Origin of the sequence: Gloeocapsa sp. PCC 7428, from assembly GCF_000317555.1 — a bacterium.
GTDB lineage: Bacteria > Cyanobacteriota > Cyanobacteriia > Cyanobacteriales > Chroococcidiopsidaceae > Chroogloeocystis.
Genome location: NC_019745.1, coordinates 4236824 through 4250993 on the forward strand (window position 1 = coordinate 4236824; position 14170 = coordinate 4250993).

The following is a 14170-nucleotide window of genomic DNA, read 5'->3' on the forward strand; positions in this document are numbered from 1 at the left end:
AATCCCTAAGCGCGTGTAAGGAGCTTTAATGTTTATACCAACTTAGGGATCTTACCTAACGTAGTTTAGAAGTTGTAACCTACTCCAATTAATAATCCAACTTCAGTGTCATCAATAAAACCGATGTTGACACCCGCAGTTGCTGTAAACTGTTCCGTTAGTGGTACGTCAACACCACCACTAATCAAAGCACCGACGGTGCTATCTTGACCTGTAGATACTGCAATTCCCGCACCGATATAAGGAGCCACGTTAAGCTGTGCTGCTGCTACTCCTGTTTCTGCGGGTGGAAAGTCAGCAGTAATTGGGATAGCAATTACTGTATTGTCTCCAAAATATGCTGCTGGTCTAATTGAAAAAGTATCAGTCAAGCCAATCTTACTGTAAACAGCAAAAGCACCTTCACTGAGAGTAGTTTCTCCACCGAAGCCAATATTACCACCAACACCGATGTAGCTAGCACCACCACGCGTTGCTGTACCAGGTACAATCGCCGGTTCTACAGTTGTATCTGGAGTTGTGGTGTCAGGTACTTGCTGCGGTGTTGTCGGTTCTGGAAAAGTAGGATCTGGTGCAAGGCCAGGGGTTGGCTGTGTTTGCGTTGGTCCTGGGAACGTCGGGTCTGGTGTAGTGCCAGGCACTGGCTGTGTTTGCGTTGGTCCTGGGAACGTCGTACCTGGTTGCGTTTGCGTGCCAGGAGCAAATGGATCTGTTCCTGGGGCTGGCTGGGGTTGAACGAGATTCGGACTAGGACTTGGAGTGGTCGTGCCGTCTGTACCTGGAGTTGTTTGGTTTAAAGGGTTGGGTGGGGCTGATTCGATTTGGTCATCAATATCGCCTTGCGTCGGTCCTAGGTTATCTAGGTTAGCCTGACTTAGCATGATGGAACGATTGCCATCTGTACCAGGCGCATTTCCACCCACCAGTGCAGACGCTGAAGTTGAAACATTGCTGTTTGCATCCGCAGTTGTTTGCACATCATAATTAACGGCTTGAGCCTGAGCTGATACTGCACTAGTAACAATGCCTGCTGCTGTGAGACTTGCTACTAGTGAAGCACGCCTGAACAAAATGGTTTTCATACGTTATTCCTTAGTATTCCTTACATTGACCTCAGTGATTCAGGGTGATAGACTGGATTGACTATCTTCAGTCTTCCTGACAAATGTGACGCAAATGTGACAAAAGCTTGGTATCAAAAAGATTTCTGCCAAAAGTTATACTTGCGTTTCGCACAAAAATTTAGGTATCTACCAGAAAGAATACGCAGAAGGTCTTACAAAATTCGCTGTAGCTTTCATATTCTGCTCCTCACTCCTCGTATCGTCTACAATCGAGTATTGATTGTTAACTGGATTTAACATTAATTCTGATACTATTGCAACATTTTATTGCTTTTTGTATCTAAACTGCGGTATCTAATTAAGATATTAAATATATTAATTTGGTATCATTAAGACTCTAAAATGAATTGTGCGCTCGTCACATCCACAATTCCTCATAAAATTTCTGACTTGCGACTAAGTTTGATTCACTGGCACTCTTGTTATGAGAAAGCAATGTAGCCTCGCTTGAGTTGAGGTGAGGATGAAACACGAATGGGCTGGTTATCACAAGTTGTCGGAACAGGGTTAGTCGTATTAGCGCTTGCAGATATTTATATGACAGTGTTGTACCCCAGAGGTGAAAGGGGTATAATCAGCGTGCCGCTAGCGCGCGGATTGTGGCAAGTGTTTCGCTTCAGTGCTGGTTTTGTGCGTAAGCGCGATCGCATCCTCTCGTATATGGGTCCCACACTGCTAGTTGCAACGATTGCCATGTGGGTATTATTACTTGTTGTAGGATTTGCATTAATCTATTGGTCTGCATTAGGCACTGAAATCCAAATGGAGGGCAAAGAGACTCCTACAGATTTTGCTACAGCAATCTACTACAGTGGATACTCGCTCGTAACTTTAGGGACGGGTGATATTACACCCCAAACAGGGACTTATCGTTTGCTGATGATCCTCGAATCAATTCTAGGCTTTTCTGTGTTTACAGTTACGTTAACTTTTTTGCAGTCGGTATATAACCAGCTGATGCAACGTAATATTTTTGCCTTGAGTCTTCATCACCGTACAGGCAGAACCGCAGATGCAGCAGTAATGTTAGCACGTATGGGTTCGAGTGGAAGCTTTGATAGTAGTACTCATCAAGATCTCACGAACATAGCTCAAAATCTGTTGAATTTACTAGAGTCCAATCATTCGTATCCCGCGTTAGGCTATTTCCGCTTACAGGAAAGCTATTATGCATTAGCACGAGTTATTTTTTTAGCAATGGATACAGTGACGCTGATTAAAAGCGCGCTGGATGAAAATAGCTATCACTCGTTAGTCGCTTCAGCAGCAGTCGAAGGTTTAGAAGAAAGTGGAATGCAATTTTTAGCGGAGTTGTCTGAGTTGTTTCTTCCTGGTCATGCTACGCGCAAGAGGACACAATCCGAACAAATGTGGCGATCGCGCTATGATAAGGCGATTGCCTATTTGGCTGCACAAGGAATTGCAACAACACCTGATTTAGAAGCTGGTGCAGATTTATACGTTGCGCTACGTCGCCACTGGAACCCGAAGTTAATGGCGTTAGCCAGCTACTTGGAATACGAGTGGAGTGCGATCGCACCGCCTGATTTTAGATGATAGTTGACAGTGAAGAGAGTGTAGGAAGGCTTTGTCAACTCTCAACTCACCCTTTACCTTTACTGACTACTTTGTTAAAACTAATTAACCAGATTTGGTATGAGTTATCAACTACAAGAAAAACCTATTAAATTAAACAACTATCAAACGGTTTATTTAGAAGGCGGAGATGCTCATTCTGAAACAATCTTATTTTTACATGGTTGGACAATAGCAACCGAGCCTTATCAAACAACGTTACATCTTTTATCGCAGAAATATCGTGTTATTGCGCCAGATTTACCAGGCTTTGGTAAAACTTCTTTTCCTAATTCTGTAGCTGACTATAACGGATATGTTGATTGTCTGATTACTTTTTTAGCAGCTTTAAATTTACAACAAGTTCATGTGGTCGGACACTCAGGCGGGGGTGCAGTCGGGGTTGTTTTAGCAGCAACACATCCTTCGCTGGTTAAAAGTCTTATCATTATTGATAGTACAGGAATACCTTTAGGTTCTTTGCCTGAAGTAGCGCTACGGCGATTGATTGATTTTCCTGCACAACTTGGAAAATTCAAGCTTGAACCAATGCTGCTTTTTATTAAAGCATTGGTTAGTAATTGGATTTTTAAACCTCAAAATATGATACAAGCTACCTGGATAGCTTTAGAAAAAGATTTACGTCCGTTGCTGCCAAAGGTTCAATGTCCTACTTTGGTAGTTTGGGGCGATCGCGATTTATTTGTTCCTGTTAAGTTTGCTTATGATTTCTACGAAGGAATTCCTCACGCTCAATTAACTATTCTAGAGGGTGAATATCATGAATGGATTTTTTACCACGAACAAAAGTGCGTCGATCTTGTTTTTAATTTCTTTGATGAAGTCGAGCGATTGCTTTAGGCTTTAATTTATAAGGTTGAATAGTATATAGCCAAAGACATATTTCTTTATATGCAATAAAATTTAGCAGTCCAAAATTAATTCTATGCTTTGGATAGAGGGAAAGATAGTTTTTACATCTTTATCCTTATATACAGTAAAAGTCATCCACAATCAAAAGAAGTCGTTTCTTTAGTTTGAGCAGCTAGTTAATACTTGAATAGCTGTATAATCAATCATGTAAAAAAATATTGGAGTATAAGTTATACAAACTAATTTTCAGTGACAGTACTACTATCTTAAGCTTCGCATTATATACGATAAATGAGTACGCAAAAACCTACACGCGGGCAAATAGAACGAACCCTGAGGCAACAAATTCAAGCATTATATTTAGCTGAACTAGGACAGCGTCCCGAACAAGTGATTTGTCAATTTTTTGATGACAAATTAGCAATTGTTTTAGAAAAATCTGTAACGCTTTCAGAGAAATTTTTACTAGCAACTCACCGCCAAGAGTTAGCCCAAGAAGTGCGATCGCATATCGACGTAGCAATCAAGCCACAGTTAATTAAACTGGTTGAAGAAGTGACAGGCGTCGCAGTTAGCACTATCCTTACAGCGACCGATTTAAATAGTAGTATTTCAGGAATAATTGTCATTTTATCAGGATTACCTGCGGTGCGAGATTTAGAGACTATTCCGAAGGTGAAGCGGAAGAAGAAATGTTTAAAAAGCGAAAAATTGTAGTTTCTAAACTTTCAACAACGACAGGCTTTTCAATAAAATCATTACATCCTGCTGCCAAAGCTTTTGCTTGAAACAAAAATTTAGGTAAACCCGTGACCGCAATAATCGGGCATGATGTACTTTGTCGTAGTTGCATTGTTAAAGAAATGCCATCAATTTCTGGTAGCATTAGCTCTAATAACACAAGTGCTGGCTGATGAGCGATCGCTAACTGTAATGCGTTTTGACTATTGGTAGTAGTAAGCGCGCAACAACCACAAAACTTAACGATTTCAGCCGTTAGCGTTAAGCTATCTAAATCACTATCTACGACTAAAGCAAGTGAATTTCCTGCTGTAGGAAAGAAGTAATTTTCTGGGGAAAAGTGTTCTAAGTCCACAGTAAGCATTGTCGTTGGGTTCCTCTACACATACCAGCTAAGCGCTTGAATCGTGTAAGATGTTCAGCGATACCTTAGCAAGAACGAGGCATTCCCAAGCACGTAACCGCTACGTTTGAGATTGGCTCGAAGTTAACTTATTCAGTTGCTGTTTTTTCGCGGACTTGAAAAAAATCGCAAGCGGATAAGTTTAAATTCAGGTACACGTTATAAAATAGCCGCTTTTGGCTATAAGTACAATAACTTTAGAATTATTTAACCAATTCCTATTAATTTTTGTTACAAAGTATACAATTAGTCCTATATACGTTTGGCTATGTGTTGAATGGCTAATATAAGTAATAGGTAATTGACGAATAAATATTTCTTCTACATAGCAATTAAAGCTCAGGACATTATTACCTATTGACTTACTAACGTCGTATCCGTTTGTGTAGCTGTTCGGCTTTTTCTAGCAATTGCTCGCTACCCGCTTCAGTAATACCTTTGACGTAGTTGATTTTGATTTCTTCTAACATATCAATTAATAAAGATTGAATTTCTTGCATATTGTGTTTTTTTTGCAACTCGTTTTCTAACGCGTCGCGTAAGTTTCTTCCTAAGCGGGCTGTGAGTTCGGCTCCTACAGGGTCTTGCATCGAATTGGTGAGATTATTGTATGTCATGCTGAATATAGCTCTAGCTAGCTTTCGCGTTTGGTTCTTACCCGCATGACGTAAACCTGGAATGTATTGTATGATGCGATTTCCTGGAAGTTGGTGTAGCGTACTCGCAAGGCTATGATGAATCAAGTTTTCGATATCAGGTTGCACTTTGGGGAGTACATCGTAAACGCCGATGCGAAACAAGCGTGAGGCGATCGCACTAACTTCATTGACATTGTTAACTTGTACATACGGTTTGCGTAACTCTGGATGCAATAGCCAACGCAACACATCACCGTTACGGATCGAATTTTGCATCTGCTCTACAATTTGAATACCTGCCATTTCAGTAAGTTCGGCTGCAAAACTGATCGCAAAATCGCGTTGGGCTTCAGCGCGTAGAGGATCGAGATTTAATAAACCAGTGTGGTAAAGACGTACTGATACAGGAAGTATCCGCAACAATCGCCAAAACGGTAAAAGTAAAAATACGTCATACCAACGCCGTAAAGTTGCTTCTAGCCAACTTAAATATGGATAACGGCGGCGAATCGTCGTCACTCGCGCCAACAGATCGAGAGCAAAAATGACGACAAACGGTAAATCAAGCAGCCAAAAGTGATTCGTTGGTGTATCTAGGCGATTAACACTGCGATAATAGTTGGTACGCATCAACGGGTAAATGCGCGTGTGCCAAAACTCCATCTCTTGTTGCCAACCTGCTTGCGTCAGATACGATTGACTCCAAAATCTCGCAAATGCATCTCTGGCAAAAGTTTCCCCTGTGCGTACTCGCAGGCGTTGCTTAATCGTTTCAAACTGGCTACTTTTATAAGCTGCGGCAAAAGGATTATCTTCAATTAGTGTTTGACTGAGTACGCGCATTCGCGCAAGTTCGCGTGCGGTTTGGGGTGACTGCAATCCAGTCAGCGCAACTTGTGTTTCTAAAGCTGCAACTTGTGCAAGATAACTTTCGGTTTCGGGATGCGGTTGAATGCCCTTGACTGGATCGTAAAGCCGTGTCACGCTCGGAATCGTTTGCAGGTAGAAATCACGACTATACAAATATGTTAAGTCAAAAATGACTAATATCAAATTGATCAAAGCGAGAATCGCAATGCCACGTTCTCTCCAGGGGTAGCGACGCTCAAAATACGGTTTAAGTTTTGGCATTATTTTGCAGGGCGCGAGAGTACGAGCAAGTTTTTAACAATGATGAGTGTGATGCCTCAGCTTGCTTTCTCTAATCTAGCCACAACACAAGTCGCCAGATGCTTGATTAGCCCCTGTATTACGACACAAATAAGAATAGTGAGTAGGAATAAATCTGATAAAGACTTAGATTTCAATGCGATCGCACATTACACTATTTTTAAAACTCCAGGCTCGGTTTGTAAAGGCAACACATCAACAATATCCATTTGAGCGCAGTATTTTAAATCTTCGTGACAGTCAAGGCGTAATAATCGTTTACCATGACTCGCGTGGTGGAACAACTCTAAAAGATTATTTTGCCACTCGACATAAAGTGCGATCGCCCCCATCACCTCATCATTGCCAGCCAATTCATCTAAGGGTAGTTTTGTTTGTTGCCAGATACTGTGCGCGATCGCGCCAGCACACGCGGTATCTTCAAGCGAAAAGCTTCCTTCCCAACCCGATCCCACAATCCATAAAGTTTCTGGTTGCTGCGCGATAACATACTTAACAACTGACGCGCGGTTAATAAAAGCTCCTGCTGTAACGATAGCTGCGTTTTGGACTCGTTGTAGCGCGCGCGTGCCATTCGTTGTACTGATAAATAATCGCCGCCCTTGAACGCGCTCTGGCGTACAATCAAGCGGCGAGTTTCCCATATCAAAACCTACAACTTTAGCCCCGCCGCGTTCGCCTGCTCGCAGTCGTTTCTCTGTTGACCAAGCTTCACTTACCTGTATCAACTGCTCTAAATCGCTGAACACTTGCACTGCTTCGGCTCCAGCTGCTAACACCGTAGCAATCGTCGTTGTTGCGCGTAGCACATCGACGGCGATCGCGCAGTCGGGTACTTTACCTTCTGGCGTTAGTTCTGGAGTGTGGTAAATGAATAATTTCACAACCTAACTATACTATAATTGCAATTAAAACTTTGGTCATCTTACCAAATTGCATGACTATTCTGACACCTAAAATTTCTAATTTTTTCAGCAATATTTTGACTTTGTTTGTTTACAAACATATATCCGCTAGGCTAGTCAATACTTACTATAAGATCTTTTCGCAGGTAGATGACGCCGAGTTATAAAATTGGTTTAATTGGAATCTGTTGAATAGTTTAGTTATACAAAACTTATGAGCTGGTTAAAAAGACTTTTTGGACTTGATCGACCCAAAAACGCACCATCGTTTAGTACACAACCACAACCACAAGCTCAAGCCGGAGCAACAACACAGCAAATTCCCCCTGAGCGTTTGGGATTAAACGGCGAATACGATCAAAGCGGGTTAGCTAAGCGAGTTGCTTTAGCGTTCGATCAAGATCCAACGCTTGATGATATTGATACTTTATACGTTGCCCAAACAGGCAGTACTGTTGTTCTCAAAGGTAGAGTTCCAGATCAACAAATTCTTAACAAAATGGTATCGATTGCTCGCGGAGTTCATGGCGCAACATCTGTAGAAACGAATCAAGTGACAATCGGTTAAAGGTCTTTTCTATAGGTAGATATTAATTCGCTCTCTACACAATTTCGTTGTAGAGAGTTCATTTATGCTTTTTGGATATTTATAGCCCTAGTCAATAGAGTTAGGACATTATCGAAGCTCGTATTGATGTCCATGAGGGAAGTTTAACCCTGATTTCTAACCTCGAACCTCCGACCTCTGCTATATAATTACGGTGCGATCGCCGCACAAGAATTTACAGCGTCTTTTGATGTTCCCAAACGATCATTTATCCAATTTAAGATTGCTTGGTTGACTTCTTCAGGACATTCATCGTGTGGGCAGTGTCCTGCATTTTCTAGCTGTAATAGCTGCATATTGGGGTTATATGTCAGAAATTTTTGTGCTAATTTTGGAGGAACCATACGATCTTGCTGTCCCCAAATTAACAGCATAGGAACATTAACAGCGGGTAGTAAGTTTTTGACACTAATGCCATTAGCGCTCGATATGGCTTTGATAGTTGCATAAAATGCTTGAGCAGAACCTCGGTCTTGGGCTGGACCTAATAAAATGTCTATCAACTCATCGGTTACCGCCGCAGGGTTAGCATAAGCAATCGACGCCCACCGCCGCACAATCGACGGGCGGTTAACTAAGCGAAATGCTGTTTTCAGCACAGGTGGGGAAGCAACTAACGATTTGATTGCTTGAACGACAGGTCGGACAGCAGCAGGAACGACTTCTTCCTCCAACGATGGATCTGGTAAACTCAGCATAACGACGCCTTGCACCATCTCAGGATACTTTGCTGCTGCCGCCAGCGATACTAGTGAGCCAATTGAATTTCCGACTAGAATGACGGGATGACGAACAAAAGTCTGCCAAAACTCGTAAACCTGCTCAACCCAAAGCGCCACACCGTAACTCGCCGCAGCTTTCTCAGAAGCGCCAAAACCGAGCATATCGAGCGCATAAACGGTGTGCGACTCACTCAAGACATCTAAATTCTGTCTCCAATGCCCAATCGAAGTACCAAAGCCATGCAGTAAAACGAGTGGTTTTGTTTCAGGTAGTGATTTTTTGGCACGGATATAGGTATAGCGCGTTTGCCACCCCCGCCAAACCCAATCTCTTTGACTACCGATTCTTTGCTGCCAGCGTTCAGAAGGAATCGCACTAAGCATTATTTAAAATAAATTTACAATATCTATCTCTTAATATTTTATTCAAAATATTGTGAAACGCTAGCAAACATCGCACTTATTTTAAATAATGTCGCTATCCGCCCTAAAGTGTAGGATTTCCCCTACCCCTACTCTGCCAAAAAATTTGCTAAAGTAATGTTTGTGTACAAGCATAGTCTTCTGTTTGCTAAAGATTAATGACACTCGGTACCACTTCTTTGCAGGGTTTAGATAAACTTTAACAAAAGTATGCTCACGCATGATTTTCTAAATCATTTAAGCGAGAAGTAAAGGCTGAATTTTCCCAAACAGTTGCTCTTGATAATTAACGCCTGTGATTGACAAAAGAAAAAATCGCGATCTCACCTTAACCAACGAACAAATTCGCTTTCCTAAAATTCGGGTCATAGACCCCGATGGCGCACAACTGGGGTTGCTCTCGCCGCGCGAAGCTTTGCAGATAGCCGAAGAGAAAGAGCTTGACCTTGTTCTTCTCAGTGACAAAGCCGATCCTCCAGTTTGCCGAATTATGGACTACGGCAAGTATAAATTTGAGCAAGAAAAGAAAGCACGAGAAGCTCGCAAAAAGCAGCATACGGCTGATGTCAAAGAAGTAAAAATGCGCTACAAGATTGAGGAACACGACTACAAAGTTCGTGTCAACCAAGCCCAGCGCTTCCTCAAAGACGGGGACAAGGTAAAAGCAACCGTAATGTTTCGAGGTCGTGAAATTCAACACAGTGACCTAGCCGAAACCCTACTCAAACGGATGGCTACAGATTTGGAGCAAGTGGGAGAAGTCCAGCAAGCACCGAAGAAAGAAGGCAAGAATATGATGATGCTAATAGCACCAAAGAAGTAGTGCAAATTCGGCTGACTACAGTAACGTAACATTGGTTACGACTAAAGTGATGAGTGAAGCTTAAGACACTCATCACTTTTTTGATGCGTTTTATCTCAGAATACGACGCACTTGCACGTCAAATGAACTACATTGGCATATCCTATCCTGCAAGAAGGTGCATTCTCTGTAGGGATTGCCGTTAACAAAGCCGCAGGTGCTAGGAAAAGACTCTAAGAAATAAGAGTTTTAGAAGGTTCTTGCGTAAATCGTATGTCTCTCCAACCTTAACCTGCTTGATAGCCTTCAACGGTGTGACCCACAGCAACGATCGCTTGTTTGATCGTTTCTTCAGAAGCTTCAGATTCTACTGTCACTGTCTTTGCTTGCACATCAACATTAATTTGCGCGTCGGGTTCCATTGTTTTAATCGATTCGGTAATCGTTTGCGCACAACCATCGCAGACGATACTAGGAACGTTGAGTTTTAAAGCCATAATTGAACGAATTTATCCAAATTTAGAATTTTGTGAATCATAATTCTACTGTTTTTAGCAAGTTCGGTTCATGAACCTTTAGCTAGATTATTTGAGAATACATCCGGCATGAGTGGCTACAACACCAACCAAAATGCAAAAATATATAAAAATTAAGTTATAGCCCTAGTGAACGGTACACCGGAGTTTAACTCCGGGGAAAAGCGTTCACCGCATTCCGCGGTCAATAGAGTTAGGACATCATAGAAGCTCGTAATGATTTTCCTTACTAGAGTTTATCCCTGACCCCTGACCCCTGCTATAAATCAACCCTAGCTCTTAGTCTTTAGCCCCTAGTTAAACCATGTCCTCTCCCCAGTATCTCAGCGGTAACGAAATTCGGCAAAAATTCCTCGATTTTTATGCACAACGAGGACACACTGTTTTGCCGAGTGCTTCCTTAGTACCCGAAGACCCCACCGTGCTGCTGACGATCGCGGGAATGCTACCATTTAAACCGATATTCCTCGGACAGCGATCGCCTGAATTCAAACGCGCCACAACTTCACAAAAATGCATCCGCACCAATGATATCGAAAATGTCGGGCGCACCAAACGGCATCATACGTTTTTTGAGATGCTAGGGAATTTTAGCTTTGGCGATTACTTTAAAGAACAAGCGATCGCTTGGGGCTGGGAAATCTCAACCGAAGTGTTTGGCTTACCGCCTGAACGTCTCGTTGTCAGCGTATTTGAAGATGACGACGAAGCTTATGCGATTTGGCGCGACAAAGTTGGTGTTTCTGAAACTCACATCAAACGCATGGGTGAAGATGATAACTTTTGGGCGTCAGGTCCTACAGGTCCGTGTGGTCCTTGTTCGGAAATATACTACGATTTCTACCCAGAGCGTGGCGATGATATTAATTTAGAAGATGACACGCGGTTTATCGAGTTTTATAACTTGGTATTCATGCAATACAACCGCGATGCAGATGGTCATTTGACACCGCTACAAAACAAAAATATTGATACCGGAATGGGTTTGGAACGCATGGCGCAGATTTTGCAAGCAGTTCCAAATAACTACGAAACTGACTTGATTTTCCCGATTATTAAAACCGCAGCAGAAATTGCCGGAATCAATTATGCCCAAAGTGATGAAGCAACTCAAGTATCGCTTAAGGTGATTGGCGATCACGTACGGGCGGTTGTGCATATGATCGCCGATGAGATTCATGCTTCTAATGTCGGACGCGGTTACGTTTTGCGGCGCTTGATTCGACGGATTGTGCGTCACGGAAGATTAATTGGAATTGAAGGTGAATTTACAACGCAAGTTGCAGAAGCGGCGATCGCACTTTCCGAATCAGCTTACCCTGAAGTTCGCCAACAAGAAGATGCTATCAAAGCCGAATTGCAACGCGAAGAATCGCGGTTCCTGAAAACTTTGGCGCGTGGTGAAGATTTGCTAGCAGAAATTATTGAAAAAGTCAAGCAGCAAGGGAAAACGCAAATTGACGGACGCGATGCGTTTACTTTGTATGATACTTACGGCTTTCCACTCGAACTTACGCAAGAAATCGCCGCCGAACGCGATCTAACAGTTGATGAAGCTGGTTATGAAGCCGCGATGAGCGAACAACAAACGCGATCGCAAGAAGCACACGAAACGATTGATTTAACCGTTCAAGGTTCGCTCGATAAACTTGCAGACGAAATTAAAGTGACCGAATTTGTCGGTTATACACAATTTTCTAGCACAGCGGTTGTCGAAGCAATTTTAATTAACGGCGAATCGGTAGAATCCGCAGAAGCCGGAACTGATGTTCAAGTTGTTCTCGATACAACGCCATTTTATGCAGAATCAGGCGGACAAATCGGCGATCGCGGTTATATGAGTAGCGATCAAGCCTTAGTAGAAGTTGCAGACGTACAGCGCGAATCTGATTTTTACCTTCATATCGGGCGGGTTGTGCGGGGAAAATTGCAAGTTGGCGATAAGATTAACGCGCAAATTGATAGTGCGTGTCGTCGTCGCGTACAAGCGCACCATACCGCAACGCATTTGTTGCAAGCCGCATTAAAGAAAATTGTTGATGATTCGATTTCGCAAGCAGGTTCCTTAGTATCGTTCGATCGCTTGCGGTTCGATTTTAACTGTCCGCGAGCGCTCACACCTGAAGAAATTCAACAAGTCGAAGAACAAGTGAATGCTTGGATTACCTGGGCAGTACAAGCCGATGTTGCGATTATGCCATTAGCTGAAGCGAAAGCCAAAGGTGCGATCGCTATGTTTGGGGAGAAATACGGCGAACAAGTCCGCGTTTTAGATTTCCCTGGCGTGTCGATGGAATTATGCGGTGGAACGCACGTAAGTAATACTGCCGAAATTGGCGTATTTAAAATTATTTCAGAATCAGGCGTTGCTTCAGGTGTACGCCGCATTGAAGCAGTAGCAGGTTCAGCCGTATTAGATTATCTTAATGTCCGCGATAAAGTCGTGCGCGAACTGAGCGATCGCTTTAAAGCTAAACCCGAAGAACTCAGCGATCGCATCAATGCATTACAAAACGAACTCAAGAACACGCAAAAACAACTCGAAAGCCTCAAAGCAGAACTGGCGATCGCCAAATCCGACACGTTGCTATCATCCGCCGAAACGGTAGGTGACTATCAAATGTTAGTTGCGCAACTCGAAGGAGTCGATCCCGAAGCGCTCAAAACCGCAGCCGAACGGCTGTTGCAAAAACTTGGTAACGGCGCAGTTGTCTTAGGTTCGGTTCCCGAAGGCGGAAAAGTCAGTTTAGTTGCTGCATTCACTAAGCAGGTGAACAACAAAGGCTTGCAAGCAGGAAAATTCATCGGAGGAATCGCCAAAATCTGCGGTGGTGGCGGTGGGGGACGTCCAAACCTCGCGCAAGCTGGTGGACGCGATCCGAGTAAACTTCCCGAAGCTTTAGAAAGCGCCCGCGAACAACTGCGATCGTCTTTGAGTCATTAACGTTGTGCTTGAATATGTGGAGATATACCGATGTCACAAGTACAATCCACGCTGTCAGGGGTTATCTATCCTGATAGCGACGGTCAGCCAATGGCGGATAATACTAAACAGTTTCGTTGGATTGTCACGATCAAAGAAGGGCTGGAATGGTTATTTAAAGACGATCCTAATGTATTTGTTGCGGGTGACTTGCTTTGGTATCCCCAAGAAGGAAACAATGTCATTCGGATTGCACCGGATGTCATGGTAGTCTTTGGTAGACCTAAAGGCGACCGAGGTTCTTATCAACAATGGAAAGAAAATAATATTGCACCGCAGGTCGTGTTTGAGGTGCGTTCTCCTGGAAATACTCAAACAGAGATGGATAAAAAGCTGGTGTTTTATGACCGATATGGTGTAGAAGAATATTATCTGTACGATCCTGATAAAGGCGACTTGAGTGGTTGGTTACGCCGAGAAGATCGACTAGATGTGATTGAGCCGATCCTCGGCTGGGTGAGTCCGCGACTTGGTATCCGATTTGAAATGTCGGGAACGGAACTTGTACTATATCGCCCCGACGGAGAAAGATTTGCAACTTATGTCGAGTTAGCAACTTCACGCGAACAGGCTTTACAACAATTAGAACAAGAAAAAATACGCTCTCAACAACTTGCAGCCAAACTCAGAGAATTAGGGATTAACCCTGAAGAATTTTAGTACTGGGT

Annotated in this window: 13 protein-coding genes; 7 read left to right on the plus strand and 6 right to left on the minus strand. The window is 43.0% G+C overall.

What is annotated here, in order from left to right; genetic code table 11:
- Positions 1 to 65 precede the first annotated feature (65 nt).
- On the minus strand, positions 66 to 1082 hold the full coding sequence (locus GLO7428_RS26165) for a hypothetical protein (protein ID WP_015190138.1): 1017 nt from the start codon (positions 1080 to 1082) through the stop codon (positions 66 to 68).
- A 516-nt stretch (positions 1083 to 1598) separates the two neighbouring features.
- On the opposite strand from GLO7428_RS26165, the gene GLO7428_RS18695 reads away from it, so the two are divergent.
- The 3 genes from GLO7428_RS18695 to GLO7428_RS18705 all read left to right on the plus strand — a co-directional run bounded on the left by GLO7428_RS18695 (position 1599) and on the right by GLO7428_RS18705 (position 4289).
- The gene (locus GLO7428_RS18695) at positions 1599 to 2681 is read left to right on the plus strand and encodes a potassium channel family protein (RefSeq protein ID WP_015190139.1); all 1083 of its coding nucleotides are present in this window, start codon (positions 1599 to 1601) and stop codon (positions 2679 to 2681) included.
- A gap of 99 nt (positions 2682 to 2780) precedes the next feature.
- The gene (locus GLO7428_RS18700; protein ID WP_015190140.1) at positions 2781 to 3560 is read left to right on the plus strand and encodes an alpha/beta fold hydrolase; all 780 of its coding nucleotides are present in this window, start codon (positions 2781 to 2783) and stop codon (positions 3558 to 3560) included.
- 303 nt (positions 3561 to 3863) lie between these two features.
- Positions 3864 to 4289, plus strand: coding sequence for a DUF2294 domain-containing protein (locus GLO7428_RS18705; protein ID WP_015190141.1), 426 nt, complete (start codon positions 3864 to 3866; stop codon positions 4287 to 4289).
- On the opposite strand, the gene GLO7428_RS18710 is transcribed toward GLO7428_RS18705, so the two are convergent.
- From GLO7428_RS18710 to GLO7428_RS18720, 3 genes are all read right to left on the minus strand, one after another.
- Entirely contained in the window at positions 4237 to 4677 is a 441-nt protein-coding gene (locus GLO7428_RS18710; protein WP_015190142.1) for a response regulator, read from the minus strand. The two genes, GLO7428_RS18705 and GLO7428_RS18710, sit on opposite strands and share 53 nt — an antisense overlap.
- Positions 4678 to 5081: 404 nt before the next feature.
- Complete coding sequence (locus tag GLO7428_RS18715; protein ID WP_015190143.1) at positions 5082 to 6485, minus strand: hypothetical protein; 1404 nt, start codon at positions 6483 to 6485, stop codon at positions 5082 to 5084.
- 188 nt (positions 6486 to 6673) lie between these two features.
- Positions 6674 to 7408: a 2-phosphosulfolactate phosphatase family protein gene (locus GLO7428_RS18720; protein ID WP_015190144.1), complete on the minus strand. Its 735-nt coding sequence runs from the start codon at positions 7406 to 7408 to the stop codon at positions 6674 to 6676.
- Between the two features lie 235 nt (positions 7409 to 7643).
- Here GLO7428_RS18720 and GLO7428_RS18725 point away from each other — a divergent pair, with 235 nt between their 5' ends.
- On the plus strand, positions 7644 to 7997 hold the full coding sequence (locus GLO7428_RS18725) for a BON domain-containing protein (protein ID WP_015190145.1): 354 nt from the start codon (positions 7644 to 7646) through the stop codon (positions 7995 to 7997).
- A 188-nt stretch (positions 7998 to 8185) separates the two neighbouring features.
- Here the strand turns inward: GLO7428_RS18725 and GLO7428_RS18730 are convergent, their stop codons facing one another.
- Positions 8186 to 9142, minus strand: coding sequence for an alpha/beta fold hydrolase (locus GLO7428_RS18730; protein ID WP_015190146.1), 957 nt, complete (start codon positions 9140 to 9142; stop codon positions 8186 to 8188).
- Between the two features lie 334 nt (positions 9143 to 9476).
- Between GLO7428_RS18730 and infC the strand changes: the two genes are divergently transcribed.
- Positions 9477 to 10004: a translation initiation factor IF-3 gene (infC, locus tag GLO7428_RS18740; protein ID WP_015190147.1), complete on the plus strand. Its 528-nt coding sequence runs from the start codon at positions 9477 to 9479 to the stop codon at positions 10002 to 10004.
- 266 nt (positions 10005 to 10270) lie between these two features.
- Here the strand turns inward: infC and GLO7428_RS18745 are convergent, their stop codons facing one another.
- A complete protein-coding gene (locus GLO7428_RS18745) occupies positions 10271 to 10480 on the minus strand; it encodes a heavy-metal-associated domain-containing protein (protein WP_015190148.1) in 210 nt (69 codons plus the stop codon).
- Positions 10481 to 10823: 343 nt separating this feature from the next.
- On the opposite strand from GLO7428_RS18745, the gene alaS reads away from it, so the two are divergent.
- Together alaS and GLO7428_RS18755 are read left to right on the plus strand one after the other, a co-directional pair.
- A complete protein-coding gene (gene alaS, locus GLO7428_RS18750) occupies positions 10824 to 13463 on the plus strand; it encodes an alanine--tRNA ligase (protein ID WP_015190149.1) in 2640 nt (879 codons plus the stop codon).
- A 30-nt stretch (positions 13464 to 13493) separates the two neighbouring features.
- Positions 13494 to 14162: a Uma2 family endonuclease gene (locus tag GLO7428_RS18755; protein WP_015190150.1), complete on the plus strand. Its 669-nt coding sequence runs from the start codon at positions 13494 to 13496 to the stop codon at positions 14160 to 14162.
- Positions 14163 to 14170: the final 8 nt, after the last annotated feature.

What these genes read in the sequence shown, in the direction of transcription:
- GLO7428_RS26165 (WP_015190138.1), bottom strand. Translation starts at nt 1,082, where the DNA reads ATGAAAACCATTTTGTTCAGGCGTGCTTCACTAGTAGCAAGTCTCACA.
- GLO7428_RS18695 (WP_015190139.1), top strand. Translation starts at nt 1,599, where the DNA reads ATGGGCTGGTTATCACAAGTTGTCGGAACAGGGTTAGTCGTATTAGCG.
- GLO7428_RS18700 (WP_015190140.1), top strand. Translation starts at nt 2,781, where the DNA reads ATGAGTTATCAACTACAAGAAAAACCTATTAAATTAAACAACTATCAA.
- GLO7428_RS18705 (WP_015190141.1), top strand. Translation starts at nt 3,864, where the DNA reads ATGAGTACGCAAAAACCTACACGCGGGCAAATAGAACGAACCCTGAGG.
- GLO7428_RS18710 (WP_015190142.1), bottom strand. Translation starts at nt 4,677, where the DNA reads ATGCTTACTGTGGACTTAGAACACTTTTCCCCAGAAAATTACTTCTTT.
- GLO7428_RS18715 (WP_015190143.1), bottom strand. Translation starts at nt 6,485, where the DNA reads ATGCCAAAACTTAAACCGTATTTTGAGCGTCGCTACCCCTGGAGAGAA.
- GLO7428_RS18725 (WP_015190145.1), top strand. Translation starts at nt 7,644, where the DNA reads ATGAGCTGGTTAAAAAGACTTTTTGGACTTGATCGACCCAAAAACGCA.
- GLO7428_RS18730 (WP_015190146.1), bottom strand. Translation starts at nt 9,142, where the DNA reads ATGCTTAGTGCGATTCCTTCTGAACGCTGGCAGCAAAGAATCGGTAGT.
- GLO7428_RS18745 (WP_015190148.1), bottom strand. Translation starts at nt 10,480, where the DNA reads ATGGCTTTAAAACTCAACGTTCCTAGTATCGTCTGCGATGGTTGTGCG.
- alaS (WP_015190149.1), top strand. Translation starts at nt 10,824, where the DNA reads ATGTCCTCTCCCCAGTATCTCAGCGGTAACGAAATTCGGCAAAAATTC.
- GLO7428_RS18755 (WP_015190150.1), top strand. Translation starts at nt 13,494, where the DNA reads ATGTCACAAGTACAATCCACGCTGTCAGGGGTTATCTATCCTGATAGC.